Source organism: Bradyrhizobium diversitatis, from assembly GCF_016031635.1.
In the GTDB taxonomy this organism is placed as follows: domain Bacteria; phylum Pseudomonadota; class Alphaproteobacteria; order Rhizobiales; family Xanthobacteraceae; genus Bradyrhizobium; species Bradyrhizobium diversitatis.
Map to the genome: position 1 here is coordinate 268,596 of NZ_JACEGD010000005.1, position 20,455 is coordinate 289,050.

Consider the following 20,455-nt stretch of genomic DNA (forward strand, 5'->3'; position numbering starts at 1 on the left):
TTCAGTCGCCGAGGCATTTCAGTCGCGAAGGCTCGTCGGCACCCCGCTCATCAGCGTCGACGTCGCGGCGTTGGCCAGGATGCGGTCGTTGTTGATCATGATCGGCGACGACAGCACGTCGCGCAGGTGGCGACCCATGGTGAACTCGCCGTCGTTGCGGTAGCCGGAAAGACCCGCGGTGCGCATCGCATGCATCACGGTCTCGACCGCGAGCTCGGAGGCCTGCACTTTCAACAGCGTGATGGAGGACTGGAAGTCGAGCGAGGCGAGCGCACGCTCGTCATGCTCGGCGCCGGCGAAAGCATCGATGTTGGCGGCGATCAGCGCGCGTAGCTTGGCCAGCGACATCTTGGCGGCGGTGAAATGCGCCGCGGCCGGCGGCATTTGTCCGCCCGAGGAGCGCGCCGCCTTGCGGATGAAGGCCTGCGCGCGGGTCACCGCAGCTGCGGCGATACCGGCCCAGGCCGACGACCAGCACAGATGCGCGAACGGCGTCATGGTCTGGGCGTGAATCTTGTCGTAGGCTTCGGGGAAGACGCGGTCAGCGGGGCAGTCGACCTTCAGCTCGAAACCGGTCGAGCAGGTGCCGCGCATGCCGAGCGTTTCCCAGCCCAGCGTCCGCTTCAGCGAATAATCGTCCTTGGCGAGGGCCAGCAGAACCTGGTCGGAAGCCGCGGCATCGGTGGCGCGGCGGGCGATGGTGACGAGGCCGTCGGCCTCGGCGCCATAGGAGATCACGGTGGCGTCGCGCACCAGCGAGACGGTGTCGCCGTCATGATCGACCGCGGCAGCGCTGGCGCGGATGTTGCCGCCGTTCTGGCCTTCGGTGGTGGAGGAGGCGAGCAGCCACTGGTCGCGGGCGACCCAGCGCATCATGGTCTCCATCCAGGGAATGCCATGGCCGTGCCTGATGATGCAGGCGACCTTGGTCTGGTGCATCGCGTAGATCATTGCCGTGGAAGCGCAAGCGCGTCCGAGCGTGTAGCAGATGTCGGTGACGTCATAAATCGAGGCGCCGAAGCCGCCGAACTCGACCGGGATCATCACGCCGAGCAGCTTCTGTTCGCGTGCGACCTCGAACGCCTTGTGCGGGAAACGGGCGTCGCGATCGACCCCGTCTGCGTCGGCCGCAGCAGCGGCGGCGGTCCGGGCGGCGCGCTCGATCAGGGAGGGACCCTGCTCGAGGAAGCTCGTCTGCATCTCGTCGACAGTAAGGACCGCTTCACGCACGTTCATGCTCGTCCGCCTCCGTTTTGCCGTTCGAGATCGCCGGCATCATTCGCGATGCCGCCGGTGATCCTCCGGCCATCTTTGCTTGTGAGACGAGGCTACGGATTTAATTCAAATTCGTCGATCAAATAGAGGGTAAACAAAGCCCGATTCCGAATGAACAGTTAAGGCCGGGTTGTTTGCATCACCGGATTTCCCGGTATCGCGTTAGGACTCTGGAAGAAGCCTGAATTCCGGACGATCTGAGTCATCGTTTACTAACAAACGCGAAGTATTGGTGCCGCCCATTGCAGGACCGGCAAGCCGTGCCCATCGTAGCCGGCAGTCCGGTCCCACCTCGTTAGACAGATGGGAATTTGCCGATGCAGACCTTCAATACCGACGTGCGCAATCGCATCATCAAGCTGGTGAAGGGCATCCTCGAACAGAATTCGCTCACCGCAGACGTCACCTCTTCCGCCAAGCTCGTTGATGTCGGCCTGACGTCGATGGACATGGTCAATCTGATGCTCGGCGTCGAGGCCGAGTTCGATTTCACCATCCCGCAATCCGAGATCACGCCGGAGAATTTCCAGTCCGTCGAGACGCTGGAGCGGATGATCGCGACCCAGCTGCAGCCGGCGACCGCGGCCTAGTCAAGACCAGCGGTGTCGTCCCTGCGAACGCAGGGACCCATACCGCGGAATCTATCTGTCGTTGGAGGTCGTAGTACCGAACGACAAATCTTCGCCAAACCCTTGCCTGTGGTTATGGATCCCTGCGTTCGCAGGGACGACACCGAGTGTGCGGCCATTGGCCCCTCACACCATCGGCATCACCCCTCCAGCCCCGTTCCAAAACCGCCGCAAAGCTGGCATAGCTTAACCATGTCACACATGGCGTACAGGTTGGAGCAGGCATGACGCAGGCGGTATTGGGTATCATCGGCGGCTCGGGCATCTATGACCTCCCGGGCCTCGAGGGTGCGCGCGAAGAGGTGATCAAGAGCCCGTGGGGCGAGCCGTCTGCGCCGTTGCGGCGTGGCTCCATCGCCGGCCTGCCGATCGTGTTCCTGCCGCGGCATGACAAGGGCCACCGGCTGTCCCCCTCCGACATCAATTATCGCGCCAATATCGACGTGCTGAAGCGGGCCGGCGTCACCGACCTGATCTCGCTCTCGGCCTGCGGCTCCTTCAGGGAGGAACTGCCGCCCGGGACTTTCGTTCTCGTCGACCAGTTCGTTGACCGTACCTACAAGCGAGAGAGCTCGTTCTTCGGCCGCGGCTGCGTCGCGCATGTGTCGATGGCGCATCCGGTCTCGCCGCGGCTGCGCATCCATCTCGCGGCGGCGGCCGAAGCCGAGGGCATCGCGGTCGCGCGCGGCGGCACCTATGTCTGCATGGAGGGGCCCCAATTCTCCACCTATGCGGAAAGCATGACCTACAAGACATCAGGCTATTCCGTGATCGGCATGACCAACATGCCCGAGGCCAAGCTCGCGCGCGAGGCGGAGATCTGCTACGCCACGGTCGCGATGGTGACTGATTTCGACTGCTGGCATCCCGATCACGACGCCGTCACCGTTCAGGACATCATCCGCGTGCTGACCTCGAACGCCGACAAGGCGAAGGCGCTGGTGGCGCGGCTGGCAAGGGATTTTCCGCGCGAGCACGAGCCATGCCCGATTGGTTCGGACCGTGCGCTCGACACCGCGCTGATCACGGCGCCGGAGGCGCGCGACCCGGAGCTTCTGAAGAAGCTCGATGCGGTGGCCGGGCGCATCCTGCGGGCGTGATGTGAAAGGCAGAATGCCATGAAGGTCGACGGCAAGCATTTCCGCAGCATCTGGCGCGAGCGTGACGGCTGGTCGGTCGGCGCGATCGACCAGCGCAGGTTGCCGCATGAATTCGTTATTGCGCGCCTCACCTCCTGCGAGGACGCGGCCGTCGCAATCCGCGACATGCTGGTGCGCGGCGCGCCGCTGATCGGCGCGACTGCCGCTTATGGAATGGCGCTCGCGATGCGCGAGGATGCCTCGGATGCAGGCCTGAAGCGCGCCTATGACACGCTCGTCGTGGCGCGGCCGACCGCGATCAATCTGAAATGGGCGCTGGACGAGATGCGCGCGACGCTCGCGCCGATCGACCCCCTTGAAAGGGCGGAAGCGGCCTATGCGCGCGCCGACGAGATCGTCGAGCAGGACGTCGAGATCAACCGCGGCATCGCCGGCAACGGTCTGAAGCTGATCGAGGCGATTGCGGCGAGGAAGCCGGGCGAGACGGTCAATGTCCTCACTCATTGCAACGCCGGCTGGCTCGCCACCGTCGATTGGGGGACGGCGACGGCGCCGATCTATCTCGCGCATGAGCGCGGCCTCAAGGTTCATGTCTGGGTCGACGAGACACGGCCGCGCAATCAAGGTGCTTCGCTCACGGCCTGGGAGCTCGGCCATCACGGGGTGCCGCACACGGTGATCCCGGACAATACCGGCGGACACCTGATGCAGCACGGCATGGTCGATCTTGCCATCGTCGGCACCGACCGCGTCGCCGCCAACGGCGACGTCTGCAACAAGATCGGCACATACCTGAAGGCACTTGCGGCGCATGACAATGGCGTGCCGTTCTACGTCGCGCTGCCGTCGCCGACGATCGACTTCGCCGTCCATGACGGCATTCGCGACATCCCGATCGAGCAGCGCAGCGGCACGGAGGTTACCGACATGACCGGCCGTACCGCCGACGGAAGGCTGGAGACGGTTCGTATCGTGCCGGAGAACTCGCCGGTCGCGAACTACGCGTTTGACGTGACGCCGGCGCGGCTTGTCACCGGCCTCATCACCGAACGCGGCGTGCTCAAGCCGGATCGCGCCTCGCTGGCGGCGGCGTTTCCGGAACGGATCGTTGCGGCGGAGTAGCCAGCTCGCAATAACGAGTCTGCGGAGACGGCTTACGCCGGTCTCTCTCCCTCACCCTGAGGAGCCGCGAAGCGGCGTCTCGAAGGGCGAGGGCCACAGGCGGGCCTGCATCCTTCGAGACGCGCGCTAGAGCATGATCCGGAAAAGTGTGCAGCGGTTTTCCGAAAAGATCATGCTCGAACAATAACCTAAGGTGCGATGACGATTCATCCTGATCTCATCGCGCCTTAAGGCGCGCTCCTCAGGATGAGGAGTTGGCCGTGCGTCTACCCCAGCCTCAGCCCCGTCGCCTTCTCGAGCTCCGCGATCGCCTGCGCCCCACTCGTCACCTTGATCGTCGTCATCCCCATCTCGCGCGCGGGTTTCAGGTTGACGCCGAGATCGTCGAGATAGACGCAATTGTTCGGATCGACCTTCAGCGTCTCGACCATCATCCGGTAGATGCGTGGGTCAGGCTTGCGCAGTCCGATCTTGGCGGATTCGATGACGTGATCGAACAACACCATCACTTCGGCGATGTAGAGGGATCGTCCTGTCAGGCTGCCGATGGCGTTCGCCGGCAAATTGTTGGTGATGCAGCCGGTCTTGAACTGCCCCTTGATGCGCTTCAGAGCCTCGACCATCTCCGGGCGCAGATCGCCCTGCAGCAGCGGCAGCACGTCACGGCCGCGCACTTCCGCGCCAAGCGCGAGCGATTCGGCGGCGAACAATTCGTCGAAGGTGTCGATGTCCACCTCGGCCCGCTCGAACCTGGCCCAGGCGTTCTCCAGATGGTTGGCGGCATTGGTGCGCCGGATGATGTCGATGGGCAGGCCGCGCTCGGTCTCGAACCGCGTGAACGCCTCGAATGGTGAGCTCGTCAGCACGCCGCCAAAATCAAAGATCACAGCCTCGATCGTCAATGTCCTGCCCTCGTCAATTCCTTTCCAAGAGGGCTAGCATGCGCTATCGGCAAGAGCCAGTCCGAAGCCCCCTCCTTCACCGATGCTGACGCCAAAGCGTGTTCCCATGAAGAAGCTCGCCACGTTCATCGCAGCAGCGCTGCTGCTCGCCACGCCTGCCCACGCCATCGTCGGCGGCGGCACGCCGCAGGCCGATGGTATCGCGCGTGCGGTCGTCACCATCGTCGGATCGCGGGGCAATTTCTGCACCGGCAGCCTGATCGCCCCGAGGCTGGTGTTGACAGTCGCTCATTGCGTGCAGCCCGGCGCCGGCTACAAGATCGTCGATCGCGGCGCGGACGGCCAGCCGCAATTGCTGAACGTCCGCACCATCGCGATCCATCCGAACTTCAACATCCAGGCAATGCAGGCGCATCGCGCCACCGCCGATGTGGCGCTGCTGCAGCTAGAAATTCCACTCAAAGGAAAATCCACGGTGACGGTCGGCATGCCGAATATGCCGATACGGGTCGGCAGCCGCTTCGTCATCGCCGGCATCGGCGTCACCGTGCGCGGCGATGGCAAGAGCGGCGGTACGACGCGCATGGCCGGCCTCGTTACGACCGGGCAGCCCGGCACGCTCCAGATTCGCCTGGTTGATCCCGTAACCAACGGTGTTCGCGACGGAATTGGCGCCTGCACCGGCGATTCCGGCGGCCCCGTGTTCGAGGACAGGCCGAATGGTCCCGTGCTCGTCGGGCTCATCAGTTGGTCGACAGGGCCGAACGGCGCCGCCGGTTGCGGCGGATTGACGGGCGTCACGCCGCTCACGCTCTATCGCGACTGGATTTTGCAGACCGCGCGGAGCTGGGGTGCGGCGCTGTGATTTGACCGCGACTTGATCTATGTCATTTTGTAGCGGAAGCGCGGCGGGCGAAACTGCCCGGCGCGGAGGAAACGCGCCGTCCGGTCAAGGGCGGCCACAAAAAACAAGCAAGGCATAGAAACAACAATGAATGTCGCTGTTCGCAGTCACGCCACGACCAAACAGGCTTCTCAACATTTCGACGTGCTGATCGTCGGCGCCGGCATCTCCGGCATCGGCAGCGCCTATCACATCCAGAAGCAGCTTCCGGGCACGAGCTACGTCATCCTGGAGACGCAGGAAACATTCGGCGGCACCTGGAGCACACATCGCTATCCCGGCATTCGCTCCGACAGCGATCTCCATACCTTTGGCTACAGCTTCAAGCCGTGGGTCGGCCCGCCGATCGCGACCGCCGAGGAAATCCTCTCCTATATGAAAGAGGTGATCGACGACAACGGTATCGCGCGGCACATCCGCTACAAGCACAAGATCAATTCAGCGAGCTGGTCGAGCGAGCAGAATCTCTGGACCATCGAGGCGGTGACGACCGACACCGGCGAGCCGAAGATCTTCACCGCCAACTTCCTCTGGATGTGCCAGGGCTATTATCGCCATTCCGAAGGCTACACGCCGCAATGGAGGGGCATGGACCGCTTCAAGGGCCGCATCGTCCATCCCCAGACCTGGCCCGATGATATCGACCTCGCCAACAAGAAGGTCGTCGTGATCGGCTCGGGCGCGACGGCGGCAACGCTGGTGCCGAACATCGCGGACCAATGCGCGCATGTCACCATGCTGCAGCGCTCGCCCACTTACTTCCGCCTGGGCCGCAACGCCATCGAGATCGCGGAAGAATTGCGCCGGCTTCAGGTCGATGAGACCTGGATCCACGAGATCGTGCGGCGCAAGATCCTGTTCGAGCAGGATGCGTTCACGAAGCTCTGCGTGTCCAAGCCCGAGCAGGTCAAGAAGGAGCTGATCGGCCAGATCAGCGCCATCCTTGGTCCCGACTACGACGTCGAGACCCACTTCACGCCGAAGTACCGGCCGTGGCGGCAGCGCATCGCCTTCGTGCCGGATGCCGATTTGTTCAAGGGCATCGCCAGCGGCAAGGCCTCGGTCGTGACCGACGAGATCGAATGCTTCGTCGAGAACGGTATCCAGCTCAAATCGGGCAAGGTGCTCGAGGCCGACATCATCGTCACCGCGACCGGGTTCAACCTCGCCGCGCTCGGCGATATCGAATTCGAGATCGACGGCAAGCCGCTCGCTTTTGGCGACACCGTCACCTATCGCGGCATGATGTTCACCGGCGTGCCCAACATGGTCTGGGTGTTCGGCTACTTCCGTGCCAGCTGGACGCTGCGCGTCGATCTCGTCGCTGATTTCGTCTGCCGGCTGCTCGGACACATGAAGGCGAAGGGCGCCAGGAAGGTCGAGGTGAAGCTGCGTCCCGAGGACCACAACATGCCGATCCTGCCCTGGATCGATCCGGAGAACTTCAACCCCGGCTACATGATGCGCAACATGGACCTCTTGCCCAAGCGCGGCGACAAGCCGGAATGGCAGCACAGCCAGGACTACTGGACCGAGAAGGACGAGATCCCGAAGACGGATCTGGACGACAAGGCGTTCGTCTATGGGTGAGGACGTTCGTAGGCGAGAGGTCGCGTCGAGGGCGGCGCGACGCTCGCCACACACTCCGCTGTCGTCCCGGGGCGCGAAGCGAACCCGGGACCCATAACCACAGGGAGTGGTTATGGAGCGAGCTGGTTACTCCGAGCCTTCGCCAAACATCTCCCTGTGGTTATGGGTCCCGGATCGGCGCGCGCTTGAGGCGCGCTTGTCCGGGACGACACTGTCAGCTGGGCTAGCGGCGTTCCAACTCATTCGCACCGCACTCACGAATTTCTCCGCGTCGCATTCGTGGCAATCGCGGCCGCGGCGGTGCGGTTCTCCACGCCGAGCTTGGCGTAGATCTGCTCGAGATGCTTGTCGACCGTGCGCGGGCTGAGACCCAAGATCTGCGCGATGTCGCGGTTGGTCTTGCCCTTGCTGAGCCAGGCCAGTACCTCTCCCTCGCGGGTGGTGAGGCCGAGCTCGCTGGTGAATTCGGGTGGCAGAGCGGTGCCGGATTCCCTGGAGAGCCGCAGCAGGAACTCGTTCGGCGCGGTCTCCCCCATGTAGAAGAGCCGAAGTTGCGGGTTGTCTGGCAAGGAAGCGCCTTGCGACTTCGAGCTGCCCTTGGCCTTGGCTTGCTCCAGCCATTGCAGCAGCGCCGGGGGCAGGACGAAATCGTCGGCCTGCGCGCCGTGATGGTCGGACAGCAGTTTCTGCGCCTGCGGCGTCGCCCACAGCACGTTGCCCTGGCGGTTGACCGCGAACAGGAACCGGCCGGAGACGTCGAGCGCGGTGCGCGCGCTCTGGGTTAGCCGGGCATTGCCGAGATGGACGCGGATGCGCGCCAGCATTTCCTCGATCACGATCGGCTTGGTCACGTAGTCGACGCCGCCAGCTTCAAGCCCGCGCACGATGTGCTCGGTCTCGGCAAGGCCCGTCATGAAGATCACGGGGACGTTGGCAAGACCGGCATCGCGCTTGAGCCGGCGGCAGGTCTCGAAGCCGTCGATGCCGGGCATCACGGCATCGAGCAGAATGATGTCGGGCGTGATCTGGTCGATGATGCGCATCGCCGCGGCGCCGTCGAGCGCCACCATGACCGTCATGCCGGCGCCGTCGAGCGCGTCGGTGAGCAGCCGCAGCGTCTCCGGAGAGTCATCGACCACGAGCGCGACGTCGCGCTTCTTCGACTCAATGTTCATACGCGTGCAACGTCTTCAATGTGACCATGTACTGGTCGAGATCGAAGCGATCGACCAGCGACCGCATCTGCGCGACGAAGTCGGCATGCTCGGGATGCTCGCTGCCGATCTCGTCCAGCTTCAACTGGATGCCCTTGATATAGCCGATCTGGCCGAGCCCGATCAGCGCCTCGATGTGCCGCACCGGCGGCTTTGATCCGGTCTCGGGACGCCAGAACGGCACCGCGATCTCGTCCGAACCGTATTGCCATTCGATCTTGAGCAGCTGGCGGATCGTCTCCAGGAGCCGCGGGATGTCGATCGGCTTCATCAGGTAGCCGTCGTGGAAGGGTTGCGCCAGCGGAGCGCCGTGGGCCTCCAACGCGCTTGCCGACACCATGAGGATGCGCGCCTGGTGATGGCCGCTCGCGCGCAAGGCCTCGGCCACGGTCCAGCCGTCCATGGCGGGCATCGAGATGTCGAGCAGGAACAGATCGGGCCGGCAATGCTGTGCCAGCGCGAGGCAGCCGGCGCCGTCCGGCGCGCTGAGCAGGATGAAACCGAGCGGCGTCAGCACCTCGCGCAGGAGATCGCGATGCACGGGGTCGTCGTCGGTGATGAGGATGGTCTTGCGCGCGCCGTGATAGCCGGAGACCGGGGCCTCGACCGGCGCGATGCGCTGCGGATTAGTGACCTCCGAGAGCAGGATCTTGACCTTGAACGTTGAGCCGGTGCCGACCGTGCTTGTGACCTTGATATCGCCGCCCATCACGCCGGCGAGCAGGCGGCTGATGGTCAGGCCGAGCCCGGTGCCGGTCTGCGGCTGCGAGACGCCGAGCGCACCGCGTTCGAAAGGCGCGAAGATGCGTTCGAGATCGTCGCCCCGGATGCCCGGGCCGGTGTCGATCACCTCGAACTCGGCGACGGGACTGCGATAGTGCACGACGAACTGCACGCTGCCTGACTGGGTGAACTTGATGGCGTTCGAAAGCAAGTTGATCAGCACCTGACGCAGCCGCTTCTCGTCCGCATAGACCACGAGCGGCAGCGACGCCGGCCGCCTGAACACGAAATCGATGCCCTTGGCCGCGGCCTGAAGGCGGAACATGCCGACGAGCTGCTCGAGAAATTCGCCGAGGCGCACCTCGTCGCGCGACAGATACAGCCGCCCGGCCTCGATCTTGGAGATGTCCAGGATGCCGTCGATCAGGCCGGACAGGTGGTCGGCGCTGCGGCGGACGACGCGGACCTGGTCGCGCGGCTTCGGGCCCAGTGTCGTATCCTGCTCGAGCAGCTGGGCATAGCCGCTGATCGCGTTCAGCGGCGAGCGCAGCTCATGGCTCAGGCCCACCACGTAGCGGCTCTTGGCCAAATTGGCGGATTCGGCGACCTCCTTGGCACGTTGGAGCTCGGCGTCGGTGCGCTTGTGCGCGTCGATCTCCTGGATCAGCAGCGTGGTCTGCCGCCGCGTCTCGGCCTCGGCGGCGCGGCGGCTCTGCTGCGCCAGCACGAACAGCCAGGCAACCACGCCGATGATGATGCTGAGCGAGAAGAACACCTTCCACAGCACGTCGGAGACGAGCTCGTTCTCGCCATGGACGCTCGCCGACGTCTGCAGATAGATCAGGCCCAGCACCAGCGCGACGAGGCCCGCAGAGACCACGAACACGCCGATATAGTGGCCGAGCTGCGAGTTGATGCGGGCGTAGATCGGTTGCGGCATCAGCTTGCCCAGCGTCTCCGAGACCTGCGCCTGAATTCGAGCGTGCGGCTTGCAGAGATCGTGGCAGCGCGCGTCCAGCGAACAGCAGAGCGAGCAGATCGGGCCGGCGTAGGCGGGGCAGGAGGCCATGTCCTCCGGCTCGAACGCGTGCTCGCAGATACAGCACTGGATCGCCTCGAGGTTCTGCCAGCTCCGCTTCGGCTTGCGTGCGATGTAGTACTTGCCGTCCGTGGCCCAGGCAATCAACGGCGCGGCGAGGAAGGCCACGGCGAGTGCTATGAAGGCCGACAGCGCCTTCGCGGTAGGTCCGAACAGGCCGTAAAAGGCGCTGGTGGAGACGATGGTTGCGATCGTCATTGCGCCGACGCCGACCGGATTGACGTCGTAGAGATGCGCGCGCTTGAATTCGATCTGCTGCGGTCGCAATCCAAGCGGCTTGTTGACGACGAGATCGGCGACCAGCGCGCCTACCCAGGCGATCGCGACGTTCGAATAGAGCGCCAGCGTCTGCTCCAGGGCCTTGTAGACGCCGATCTCCATCAACAGCAGTGCCACGATGACGTTGAAGACCAGCCAGACCACGCGCCCGGGATGGCTGTGGGTCAAACGCGAGAAGAAGTTCGACCAGGCGATCGAGCCGGCATAGGCGTTGGTGACGTTGATCTTGACCTGCGACAGGATCACGAAGGTGCCGGTCAACGCCAGTGCGAGCTCAGGTTGCGAGAGCACATAGCGGAACGCTTCGAGATACATATGCGCCGGCTCGGCGGCCTCCTCGGGCGGCACGCCGTGGCGAAGCGCAAAGAAGGCGAGAAACGAGCCGGCCAGGAGCTTCAGCGCGCCGAGCACGATCCAGCCCGGTCCTGCGCTCATCAGCGCAATCCACCAGGAAACCCTCGAGGCGCGGCGGTCGCGGGGGAGAAAGCGCAGGAAGTCGACCTGCTCGCCGATCTGCGCCACCAGGGAAAACACCACCGAGGCCGCAACGCCGAACAGCAACAGATCGAAATGTCCGTTGAGATCGCCGTGCTCGCCCGAGAACTTGCGCCATTCCGCAAAGGAGTGCGGGTTGTGCCAGGCGATCGCCGCGAACGGAATGATGTGAAGGATCACCCACAGCGGTTGCGTCCACAATTGGAAGCGGCTGATCAGCGTGATGCCGTAGGCCACCAGTGGGATGATGACGACGGCGCTGATGAGATAGCCGACCGGCCGCGGAATCCCGAAGCACATTTCGAGCGCGGACGCGAGGATCACGGCTTCGATCGCAAAGAAGATGAAGGTGAAGGACGCGTAGATCAGCGAGGTGACCGTCGAGCCGATGTAACCGAAGCCGGCTCCCCGCGTCAGCAGGTCGATGTCGATGCCGCACTTGGCCGCATAATACGCAATGGGCATCCCGCAGCAGAAGATGATGATCGAGACCACGAGGATGGCGGCAGTCGCGTTGGTGACGCCATAGTTCAGCGTGATGGTGCCGCCGATCGCCTCCATTGCCAGGAACGAGATCGCGCCCAGCGCCGTATTGGCGACGCGGGCGGCGGACCAGCGGCGTGCGCTCTTGGCGGTGAAGCGCAGGGCGTAGTCTTCCAGAGTCTGGTTGGCGACCCATTGGTTGTACTGGCGCCTGACGCGGTCTATTCGCTGCCGCCCTGCCACTGGACCCCCACTCCCGATACGGACCCGGACCCCTCGCAAATTCCGTACCAGAAGCCTACGTCGGCATTTTGCGGTGCAGTATACGCGATCTTGCGTATGCTTGCGCTGCATAAATTCGAGCCATCCTCACGGCCACCAATAGCGCGTTCTCGAACAAAAGTGGGGTGCTCATGTCAGACGAAGCAAACAAGGGCCTATTGTCGCCGCTTCGGCGCAAATTGTTGATGGGGATGGCCGCCGTGCCTGCTATCACGATGCTGCCGCGGGTGTCCTTTGCGCAGGCCCCGGCGACCTCGGCGGTCAACACCACGGGTCTTGCGGTCACCGACACCGAGGTGACGGTCGGCATCCTGCACTCGGCGACCGGCACCATGGCGATCTCCGAGACCGGCTCGATCGAGGCCGAAAAGCTCGCGATCGAGCAGATCAACGCGGCCGGAGGCGTCCTCGGCCGCAAGATCAAGTTCATCCAGGAGGACGGCGCCTCCGATTGGCCGACCTTCGCCGAAAAGGCCAAGAAGCTGCTGGTCAACGACAAGGTCGCGGCCATCATGGGCTGCTGGACCTCGGCCTCGCGCAAGGCGGTGCTGCCGGTCGTCGAGCAGTATAACGGCATGCTCTATTACCCGACCTTCTACGAAGGCCTCGAGCAGTCCAAGAACGTGATCTACACCGGCCAGGAGGCGACCCAGCAGATTCTCGCCGGCCTGAACTGGATCGCCAAGGAGAAGGGCGCGAAGACCTTCTTCTTCATCGGCTCCGACTACATCTGGCCGCGCACCTCGAACAAGATCGCGCGCAAGCACGTCGAGAACGTCCTGAAGGGCAAGGTCGTCGGCGAGGAGTACTATGCGCTCGGCAGCACTCAGTTCAACTCGGTCATCAACAAGATCAAGCTGACCAAGCCCGACGTGATCTTCACCGACGTCGTCGGTGGCTCCAACGTGGCCTTCTACAAGCAGCTCAAGGCCGCCGGCATCGACCTCGCCAAGCAGCCGCTGCTGACGATCTCGGTCACCGAGGACGAAATCGACGGCATCGGTGGCGAGAACATTGCGGGTGCGTACGCCTGCATGAAGTACTTCCAGTCGCTCGACAATCCCAACAACAAGGCCTTCGTGCCCGCCTTCAAGAAAATGTGGGGCGAGAAGACCGTGATCGGAGACGTCACGCAGGCTGCCTATCTCGGACCGTGGCTGTGGAAATTGACGGTCGAGAAGGCCGGCTCCTTCGACGTCGACAAGATCGCGGCGGCCTCGCCCGGTGTCGAGTTCAAGGGGGCCCCGGAAGGTTACGTCCGCATCCACGAGAACCATCATCTCTGGTCGAAGACCCGGGTCGGTCGCGCCAAGCTGGATGGCCAGTTCGAGCTGATCTACGAGACCGCCGATCTCGTCGAGCCCGATCCGTTCCCGAAGGGTTACCAGTAAGCGGCATCCGTCGCGCTTTCTCCCCGATACCAAGCCGCTCCCTGGCGTGGATCGCAAGTCCATGCCTCAAGCCCCCGCGTCGCGAACCTGCTCGCGACGCGGGATCCCATCTCGACGGAGGACATAGATGTTCGGCGATTATTCGATTGGCGACCTTGGCTCGATCTTCGTCATGCAGGGTTTTGCCGGACTGATCCTGTTCTCCGTCTATGTCCTCATGGCGCTCGGGCTTGCCATCATCTTCGGCCAGATGGGCGTCATCAACATGGCCCATGGCGAGTTCATGATCCTCGGGGCCTACGTCACCTGGATGACCTCAAATCTCTTCCAGGCCTACATGCCGAGCCTGTTCGGCGGCTACTTCTTCCTCGCGATGATCCTGGCCTTCATCGCATCCGGCGCCCTGGGCATGCTGGTGGAGTGGGTGCTGATACGGCACCTCTACAAGCGCCCGCTCGACACGCTGCTCGCCACCTGGGGCCTCAGCCTGATGCTCCAGCAGGCCTATCGCTCCGTGTTCGGCGCGCGTGAGGTCGGCGTCGAGCTGCCGCAATGGATGCTCGGTTCGCTGCACGTGACCGACAGCATCGAAGTGCCGATCAACGGCGTCTTCGTGATGGGTCTCACCGTGCTGATCACCGTTTCCGTCGCCTATGTTCTCTACCTGTCGCGCTGGGGCCGCCAGGTACGTGCGGTGGTGCAGAATCGCATCATGGCCGGCGCGGTCGGCATCAACACCGAGAAGGTCGATCGCTATACGTTCGGACTCGGCTGCGGCATTGCGGGCGTCGCCGGTAGCGCGTTCACCATGATCGGCTCCACCGGTCCGACCTCCGGTCAGCTCTACATCGTCGACACGTTCCTGGTGGTCGTGTTCGGCGGTGCCGCGAGCCTGCTCGGCACCATCGCCTCGGCCTTCTCGATCTCGCAGACGCAATCGACCCTCGAGTTCTTCATGTCGGGCTCGATGGCCAAGGTGCTCACGCTGCTCGCTGTCGTCGGCATCCTGATGCTGCGGCCGCAGGGCCTCTTCGCCCTCAAAGTCCGCAAATAACGAGAAGCAGGCAAGCCATGATCATCAACTCACGCTTCTTCAATCGCTCCGAACTCACGGGCTTCATCGTCCTGGCCGCCGTGTTGTTCGTGATCCTGCCGCTGTCGCTGGACGTATTCCGCCTCAACCTCGTCGCGAAATACCTGACCTACGCCTTCGTTGCGCTCGGCCTCGTGCTGTGCTGGGGCTATGGTGGCATTCTGAGCCTGGGGCAGGGCGTGTTCTTCGGCCTCGGCGGCTACTGCATGGCGATGTTCCTCAAGCTCGAGGCCTCCAGCGTCGAGAACACCAAGATCCAGTCGACGCCCGGTATTCCCGACTTCATGGACTGGAATCAGATCACGTCGCTGCCGTTGTTCTGGCAACCGTTTCACAGCCTGACCTTCACCATCCTCGCCATCATCCTGGTGCCCGGTCTTTTCGCCCTGATCATCGGCACCGCGATGTTTAAGCGCCGCGTCGGCGGCACCTACTTCGCGATCATCACCCAGGCGGTCGCCGCCATCCTGACCATTCTGATCGTCGGGCAGCAGGGCTACACCGGCGGCATCAACGGCATGACCGATCTGCGCACGCTCAAGGGTTGGGATATCCGGCCCGACCACGCCAAGGTCATCCTGTACTTCGTCGAGGTGGTGCTGCTGTTCGCCTGCATCGGCATCGCACAGTTCATCCGCCTGACCAAGCTCGGCCGCATCCTGGTCGCGATGCGCGAGCAGGAAGACCGCGTCCGCTTCTCCGGCTACAGCGTCGCCAACTTCAAGATCTTTGCCTTCTGCATGGCTGCGATCTTCGCCGCGATCGGCGGCGCCATGTTCGCGCTCAATGTCGGTTTCATGTCGCCGTCCTTCGTCGGCATCGTGCCGTCGATCGAGATGGTGATTTACACCGCCGTCGGTGGGCGGACGTCGATCTTCGGCGCGATCTGGGGCGCCATCCTGGTGAACTTCGCCAAGACCAGCCTGTCGGAATCCTTCCCGCAGCTCTGGCTGTTCGGCCTCGGCGCGCTGTTCATCGCGGTCGTGCTTGCCTTCCCGAACGGCCTGTCCGGGCTCTGGGCCGATTACGTGCAGCCACGCATCGACCGGCTGTTCGCCTCGCGCAAGGCGAAGGCGGGCTGGACCGACAATTCCGTCGCCGACGGCGCGCCGGCAGAGTGAGGAGATCAGCATGCTCGTTGGACACCAACCCAAGGACTTCCTGCTTGCCGTGTCCGGCCTCACCGTCTCGTTCGACGGGTTCAAGGCGGTCAACGATCTCTCCTTCTACGTCGAGGAGAACGAGATCCGCGTCATCATCGGTCCCAACGGTGCGGGCAAGACCACGGTGCTTGACCTGATCTGCGGCAAGACCAAGGCGACGTCGGGCTCGATCCAGTTTCGTGGCAAGGAGCTCACGAAGATGAGGGAGAACGAGATCGTGCAGACCGGCGTCGGGCGCAAGTTCCAGACGCCGTCGGTGTTCGAGGATCTCACCGTGTTCGAGAATCTCGAGATCTCGTTTCCGCGCGGTCGCACCGTGTTCGGCTCGCTGACCTTTCAGCGCGACCAGCCGGTGAAGGACCGGGTCGAGGAGGTCGCGGAGATGATCTTCCTCAAGGACAAGCTCAGCACCTATGCCGACGAGCTCAGCCATGGCCAGAAGCAGTGGCTCGAGATCGGCATGCTGCTGATCCAGGATCCCGACTTGCTGATGCTCGACGAGCCCGTCGCCGGCATGAGCGTATCCGAACGCGCCAAGACCGCCGAGCTGCTCAACCGCATCATCAAGAACCGTTCGGTGCTGGTGATCGAGCACGACATGAAATTCGTCGAGGACATCGCGCACAAGGTCACCGTGCTGCACCAGGGGCAGATCCTCTCGGAAGGCACCATGGAGAAGGTCAAGAACGATCCCAAGGTCATCGAAGTCTATCTGGGGCACTAGCGTATGATGACGTCAAGCGAGCCTGTTTCGGCAACGCCGGTGCACCTCTCCCCTTGTGGGAGAGGTCGGATCGCGCAAGCGATCCGGGTGAGGGGTATCTCTCCGCGAGTCAAATTGCCATTCGCATTCGCCGATGCACACCCCTCATCCGTCGCGGACTTCGTCCGCGCCACCTTCTCCCACAAGGGGAGAAGGAAGGCATGCCGAGCTTAGGAGCAATCGATGCTGGCAATTTCCGATCTCCACGTCGCCTACGGGCAGAGCGAGGTGCTGCACGGCCTCAACGTCAAGGTCGCGCCCAACGAGATCGTTGCGATCATGGGTCGCAACGGCATGGGCAAGACCACGCTGATGAAGTCGCTGATGGGGATCCTGCCGGCCAAAAGCGGCTCGGTGTCCATGGACGGCACCGAGCTCGGCAGCCTCAAAAGCTACGAGCGCGTCGCCAAGTGGATCGCCTATGTGCCGCAGGGCCGCATGATCTTTTCCACCATGACGGTGAAGGAGAACATCGAGACCGGGCTCGTCGTCTCCGGCGGCTCCGAAGTGCCCGGCGACATCTACGAATTATTTCCGGTCCTGCTCGAGATGAAGGATCGCCGCGGCGGCAATCTCTCCGGCGGCCAGCAGCAGCAGCTCGCGATCGCGCGTGCGCTCGCGACCAAGCCGAAAGTGCTGCTGCTGGACGAGCCGACCGAAGGCATCCAGCCGTCGATCATCAAGGAGATGGCGCGCACCTTGAAGCGCATCCGCGACGAGAAGGGTCTCTCGATCGTCGTATCCGAGCAGGTCCTGAGCTTTGCGCTCGATATCGCCGACCGCGTGCTGGTGATCGAGAACGGCGAGATCGTGCGCGACGATCGGCGCGATGCCGTCGATGCCGCGCAGGTCTCGAAATATCTGTCCGTCTAACCAACCGTAGTAAAAGGGGAGCATCTCGATGCCAGAGACACTGATCAAGGTCGATCTCACCAAATCGGCCTATGAAAATGACATGGTGCACAACCGCTGGCACCCCGACATCCCGATCGTGGCCTGGGTCAATCCCGGCGACGATTTCATCATCGAGACCTATGACTGGACCGGCGGCTTCATCAAGAACAACGATTCCGCCGACGACGTGCGCGACATCGACCTGTCGATCGTGCACTTCCTGTCCGGCCCGATCGGCGTCAAGGGCGCCGAGCCCGGCGACCTCCTCGTCGTCGACCTGCTCGACGTCGGTCCACTCAAGGAGAGCCTGTGGGGCTTCAACGGCTTCTTCTCCAAGCAGAACGGCGGCGGCTTCCTCACCGACCACTTCCCGCTGGCGCAGAAGTCGATCTGGGACATCAAGGGCCTCTACACCTCGTCCCGTCACGTGCCCGGCGTCAACTTCGCCGGCCTGATCCATCCCGGCCTGATCGGCTGCCTGCCCGATCCGAAGATGCTGGACATGTGGAACAAGCGCGAGGCCGAGCTGATCTCGACCAATCCGACCCGCGTGCCCGGCCTTGCCAATCCGCCTTTCGCGCCGACCGCCCATGGCGGCCGCGCCAAGGGCGATGTGAAAGCCAAGATCGGCGCAGAAGGCGCGCGCACCGTGCCGCCGCGCGAGCATGGCGGCAATTGCGACATCAAGGATCTCTCGCGCGGCTCGAAGATCTACTTCCCGGTCTATGTTCCCGGCGCCGGTCTCTCGATGGGCGACCTGCACTTCAGCCAGGGCGACGGCGAGATCACCTTCTGCGGCGCCATCGAGATGGCCGGCTGGCTGCACCTGAAGGTCGAGGTGATCAAGGACGGCATGTCGAAATACGGCATCAAGAACCCGATCTTCAAGCCGTCGCCGATCACGCCGAACTACAAGGACTATCTGATCTTCGAAGGCATCTCGGTGGACGAGGCTGGCAAGCAGCACTATCTCGACGTCCACATCGCCTATCGTCAGGCTTGCTTGAATGCGATCGAGTATCTGAAGAAGTTCGGCTATTCCGGCGCCCAGGCCTATTCGATCCTCGGCACCGCGCCGTGCCAGGGCCACATCTCCGGCGTGGTCGACGTGCCCAACGCCTGCGCCACGCTGTGGCTGCCGACCGAGATCTTCGACTTCGACGTGATGCCGTCGGCGGCCGGTCCCATAAAGCACATCACCGGCGACATCCAAATGCCGATCTCGCCTGACAAGTGACGCTTGCGCTCCCTCTCCCCGTTCTTACGGGGAGAGGGTTGGGGTGAGGGGCTGCCTCCGCACGAACGATGACAGTGAGTCTGCTGAAACTCCCCTCACCCGGAACGCATCTTGCGACGCGTTCCGACCTCTCCCCGCAAGCGGGGCGAGGTGAAGCGGACGCTCCGCCATGACCGAACGCGAAGGGATACAAGATGCCGGTCTACGAATATCTCTGTGACGACTGCGGTCCCTTCAAGGACCTGCGCCCGATGGCGGAGTGCGACGATCCGCAAAGCTGCCCGCACTGCGAGACGCTGGCGCCCCGCGTCATCCTGACTGCGCCGAACTTCTTCTGCATGCCGGCGGAGAAGCGCAAGGCGCACGCCGTCAACGAACGCAGCACGCACGCGCCGCAGACGCTGGCGCAATACAAGGCCTCGCATGGCCCGGGCTGCGGCTGCTGCTCCTCCGGCAAGACCGTGAAGGACAAGGGCGCGACGGACAGGAAGAAGCCGGCGCGGCTGATGACCAAGACCAGGAGCGGCGCCAAGGGTTTTCCGACGGCGCGGCCCTGGATGATCAGCCACTAACCTGCGCGACCGCCTGATCGGCGGCGACCCAGAACAGCGAGTCAAATACAGGAGCGGTCGACAAGCTTCACGGCAGGGCTATCGCAGATGGCGTGAACGATGCTTCGGCGTCGGGACTGGGCTCCCTCTCCCGCTTGCGGGGGAGGGTTGAGGTGGGGGTATCGCGGCGGCGGGATTGTCGTGATATGCGGAGGTTATCCCTCGGTGGCAAGAGCCCTCACCCGCCGCGCTCTGCGAGCGCGGCGGCCTCTCCCGCAAGCGGGAGAGGCGAAGCAAGCCCGCCGACAATTCTCCTGAAATCCATATGCGATCGCCCTCCGCTTGCCGGGGAGGGTAAGAAAGAGCATCACCGCTTCTGCTCCGTGGGCCTGCGCGGTGGACGCGGGGGCGCAGGTGTCCCGCTCATCTTGTTGGCGGTCTCGCTGACGTCGAGCAGCGAGCGGCGGATGTCTTCGAGGTAGGTCGCCGACTTCTTCTTCATGGTGTCGGCAAGCTCGTGCAATCCCTTGATCTTCTCCAGGAGCTCGTCGGCCTTGCCATCGACGAAGCCCGGCACCGCGCTCTCGATCTTGGCGACCGCCTTGTCGAATCCGGCAAAGGCGCTGTCGACCTTGGCCATGACCGAATCGATTTCCGCGCCCTTGGCTCTGAGGTCGGCGGTGTGGCCCTCGAACGTGCGCAGGCCCTCCTTGATCGCCGGCGCGTTGTTCACGATCGTGCGGTCGACGCTGTGCAGCGTTTCGACGATGGATTCGGCGTCGCTGAGATCGGCCGTCAGCACGGGAATGCCGTCCGTGTCCAGCGGCACCGGCGGCGCAGAGGGCGCGCCGCCGATCAGCGAGATCGCGGCAATGCCGGTGAGGCCCTGGAACTCGATGCCCGCCACGGTGTCCTTGCGGATCGGTGCGGTGTTGTCGAGCATCACCAGCGCCACGATCCTGCGGGGGCTATCCAGCTTGATCGACAGGATCTGGCCGGCCGGCACGCCGTCGAAATTGACCGGCCCGCCGCGGCGCAGGCCGCTGGCGGAGCCGCCCTCGAATACCACGCGCAACTGGCTGCGGCTCTGGACGGTGCGCCATTTCTGCACGCCGAGCAGGCCACCGAACGCCACGGCGATCGCCGCCAGCGTTGCCGTTCCGATCACAAGATTGCTCGCGCGCGCCATGCAGGGACGATTCTACGGCCAAAGCGGTGAAGTTGGAAGGAGCCTGGATGGAGCTTTGGCCGTCAAATTAGAGCGGG

17 protein-coding genes are annotated in these 20,455 nt (G+C 63.7%); 12 read left to right on the forward strand and 5 right to left on the reverse strand.

Features of this window, described 5'->3' with window-relative positions; translation table 11 throughout:
- Positions 1-18: 18 nt before the first annotated feature.
- Positions 19-1,236: an acyl-CoA dehydrogenase family protein gene (locus H1B27_RS06645; protein WP_061879801.1), complete on the reverse strand. Its 1,218-nt coding sequence runs from the start codon at positions 1,234-1,236 to the stop codon at positions 19-21.
- A 356-nt stretch (positions 1,237-1,592) separates the two neighbouring features.
- Between H1B27_RS06645 and H1B27_RS06650 the strand changes: the two genes are divergently transcribed.
- The 3 genes from H1B27_RS06650 (at position 1,593) to mtnA (ending at position 4,126) form a co-directional block, all read left to right on the forward strand.
- The gene (locus H1B27_RS06650; protein ID WP_131874451.1) at positions 1,593-1,865 is read left to right on the forward strand and encodes a phosphopantetheine-binding protein; all 273 of its coding nucleotides are present in this window, start codon (positions 1,593-1,595) and stop codon (positions 1,863-1,865) included.
- 263 nt (positions 1,866-2,128) lie between these two features.
- On the forward strand, positions 2,129-3,004 hold the full coding sequence (locus H1B27_RS06655) for an S-methyl-5'-thioadenosine phosphorylase (protein WP_197965430.1): 876 nt from the start codon (positions 2,129-2,131) through the stop codon (positions 3,002-3,004).
- Between the two features lie 18 nt (positions 3,005-3,022).
- Positions 3,023-4,126 carry an S-methyl-5-thioribose-1-phosphate isomerase gene (gene mtnA / locus H1B27_RS06660; RefSeq protein ID WP_197965431.1) on the forward strand — a complete coding sequence of 368 codons (1,104 nt, stop codon included), beginning with the start codon at positions 3,023-3,025 and terminating at the stop codon, positions 4,124-4,126.
- A gap of 266 nt (positions 4,127-4,392) precedes the next feature.
- Here the strand turns inward: mtnA and H1B27_RS06665 are convergent, their stop codons facing one another.
- Positions 4,393-5,028, reverse strand: coding sequence for an HAD-IA family hydrolase (locus tag H1B27_RS06665; protein WP_197965432.1), 636 nt, complete (start codon positions 5,026-5,028; stop codon positions 4,393-4,395).
- A 106-nt stretch (positions 5,029-5,134) separates the two neighbouring features.
- Between H1B27_RS06665 and H1B27_RS06670 the strand changes: the two genes are divergently transcribed.
- Complete coding sequence (locus H1B27_RS06670; RefSeq protein WP_197965433.1) at positions 5,135-5,893, forward strand: S1 family peptidase; 759 nt, start codon at positions 5,135-5,137, stop codon at positions 5,891-5,893.
- 126 nt (positions 5,894-6,019) lie between these two features.
- Positions 6,020-7,522, forward strand: a complete 1,503-nt coding sequence (locus H1B27_RS06675; RefSeq protein ID WP_197965434.1) for a flavin-containing monooxygenase — start codon at positions 6,020-6,022, stop codon at positions 7,520-7,522.
- Positions 7,523-7,776: 254 nt separating this feature from the next.
- Here H1B27_RS06675 and H1B27_RS06680 read toward each other — a convergent pair whose 3' ends face one another.
- Both H1B27_RS06680 and H1B27_RS06685 read right to left on the reverse strand, forming a co-directional pair.
- Positions 7,777-8,697 carry a response regulator gene (locus H1B27_RS06680; protein ID WP_061879795.1) on the reverse strand — a complete coding sequence of 307 codons (921 nt, stop codon included), beginning with the start codon at positions 8,695-8,697 and terminating at the stop codon, positions 7,777-7,779.
- Positions 8,687-12,058: a hybrid sensor histidine kinase/response regulator gene (locus H1B27_RS06685; protein ID WP_197965435.1), complete on the reverse strand. Its 3,372-nt coding sequence runs from the start codon at positions 12,056-12,058 to the stop codon at positions 8,687-8,689. The genes H1B27_RS06680 and H1B27_RS06685 overlap by 11 nt, the downstream gene beginning before the upstream one ends.
- Positions 12,059-12,228: 170 nt before the next feature.
- Here H1B27_RS06685 and urtA point away from each other — a divergent pair, with 170 nt between their 5' ends.
- The 7 genes from urtA to H1B27_RS06720 all read left to right on the forward strand — a co-directional run bounded on the left by urtA (position 12,229) and on the right by H1B27_RS06720 (position 19,210).
- Complete coding sequence (gene urtA / locus H1B27_RS06690; protein ID WP_197965436.1) at positions 12,229-13,488, forward strand: urea ABC transporter substrate-binding protein; 1,260 nt, start codon at positions 12,229-12,231, stop codon at positions 13,486-13,488.
- 127 nt (positions 13,489-13,615) lie between these two features.
- Positions 13,616-14,542 (forward strand): urea ABC transporter permease subunit UrtB, encoded by a 927-nt coding sequence (gene urtB / locus H1B27_RS06695; protein WP_061879792.1) that lies wholly within the window; start codon positions 13,616-13,618, stop codon positions 14,540-14,542.
- Between the two features lie 17 nt (positions 14,543-14,559).
- The gene (urtC, locus tag H1B27_RS06700) at positions 14,560-15,702 is read left to right on the forward strand and encodes an urea ABC transporter permease subunit UrtC (RefSeq protein ID WP_061879791.1); all 1,143 of its coding nucleotides are present in this window, start codon (positions 14,560-14,562) and stop codon (positions 15,700-15,702) included.
- A gap of 10 nt (positions 15,703-15,712) precedes the next feature.
- Positions 15,713-16,468, forward strand: a complete 756-nt coding sequence (gene urtD / locus H1B27_RS06705) for an urea ABC transporter ATP-binding protein UrtD (RefSeq protein WP_197965437.1) — start codon at positions 15,713-15,715, stop codon at positions 16,466-16,468.
- 222 nt (positions 16,469-16,690) lie between these two features.
- Positions 16,691-17,380: an urea ABC transporter ATP-binding subunit UrtE gene (gene urtE, locus H1B27_RS06710; protein ID WP_197965438.1), complete on the forward strand. Its 690-nt coding sequence runs from the start codon at positions 16,691-16,693 to the stop codon at positions 17,378-17,380.
- A 28-nt stretch (positions 17,381-17,408) separates the two neighbouring features.
- The gene (fmdA, locus tag H1B27_RS06715) at positions 17,409-18,638 is read left to right on the forward strand and encodes a formamidase (protein ID WP_131874441.1); all 1,230 of its coding nucleotides are present in this window, start codon (positions 17,409-17,411) and stop codon (positions 18,636-18,638) included.
- A gap of 194 nt (positions 18,639-18,832) precedes the next feature.
- Positions 18,833-19,210 (forward strand): FmdB family zinc ribbon protein, encoded by a 378-nt coding sequence (locus H1B27_RS06720; RefSeq protein ID WP_197965439.1) that lies wholly within the window; start codon positions 18,833-18,835, stop codon positions 19,208-19,210.
- A gap of 346 nt (positions 19,211-19,556) precedes the next feature.
- On the opposite strand, the gene H1B27_RS06725 is transcribed toward H1B27_RS06720, so the two are convergent.
- Positions 19,557-20,378 (reverse strand): MlaD family protein, encoded by an 822-nt coding sequence (locus H1B27_RS06725; protein ID WP_197965440.1) that lies wholly within the window; start codon positions 20,376-20,378, stop codon positions 19,557-19,559.
- Positions 20,379-20,455: the final 77 nt, after the last annotated feature.

Excerpts from the sequence above, each read along its gene's own strand:
- H1B27_RS06645 (WP_061879801.1), bottom strand. The coding sequence starts at position 1,236 with ATGAACGTGCGTGAAGCGGTCCTTACTGTCGACGAGATGCAGACGAGC.
- H1B27_RS06650 (WP_131874451.1), top strand. The coding sequence starts at position 1,593 with ATGCAGACCTTCAATACCGACGTGCGCAATCGCATCATCAAGCTGGTG.
- H1B27_RS06655 (WP_197965430.1), top strand. The coding sequence starts at position 2,129 with ATGACGCAGGCGGTATTGGGTATCATCGGCGGCTCGGGCATCTATGAC.
- mtnA (WP_197965431.1), top strand. The coding sequence starts at position 3,023 with ATGAAGGTCGACGGCAAGCATTTCCGCAGCATCTGGCGCGAGCGTGAC.
- H1B27_RS06670 (WP_197965433.1), top strand. The coding sequence starts at position 5,135 with ATGAAGAAGCTCGCCACGTTCATCGCAGCAGCGCTGCTGCTCGCCACG.
- H1B27_RS06675 (WP_197965434.1), top strand. The coding sequence starts at position 6,020 with ATGAATGTCGCTGTTCGCAGTCACGCCACGACCAAACAGGCTTCTCAA.
- H1B27_RS06680 (WP_061879795.1), bottom strand. The coding sequence starts at position 8,697 with ATGAACATTGAGTCGAAGAAGCGCGACGTCGCGCTCGTGGTCGATGAC.
- urtA (WP_197965436.1), top strand. The coding sequence starts at position 12,229 with ATGTCAGACGAAGCAAACAAGGGCCTATTGTCGCCGCTTCGGCGCAAA.
- urtB (WP_061879792.1), top strand. The coding sequence starts at position 13,616 with ATGTTCGGCGATTATTCGATTGGCGACCTTGGCTCGATCTTCGTCATG.
- urtC (WP_061879791.1), top strand. The coding sequence starts at position 14,560 with ATGATCATCAACTCACGCTTCTTCAATCGCTCCGAACTCACGGGCTTC.
- urtD (WP_197965437.1), top strand. The coding sequence starts at position 15,713 with ATGCTCGTTGGACACCAACCCAAGGACTTCCTGCTTGCCGTGTCCGGC.
- urtE (WP_197965438.1), top strand. The coding sequence starts at position 16,691 with ATGCTGGCAATTTCCGATCTCCACGTCGCCTACGGGCAGAGCGAGGTG.
- fmdA (WP_131874441.1), top strand. The coding sequence starts at position 17,409 with ATGCCAGAGACACTGATCAAGGTCGATCTCACCAAATCGGCCTATGAA.
- H1B27_RS06720 (WP_197965439.1), top strand. The coding sequence starts at position 18,833 with ATGCCGGTCTACGAATATCTCTGTGACGACTGCGGTCCCTTCAAGGAC.
- H1B27_RS06725 (WP_197965440.1), bottom strand. The coding sequence starts at position 20,378 with ATGGCGCGCGCGAGCAATCTTGTGATCGGAACGGCAACGCTGGCGGCG.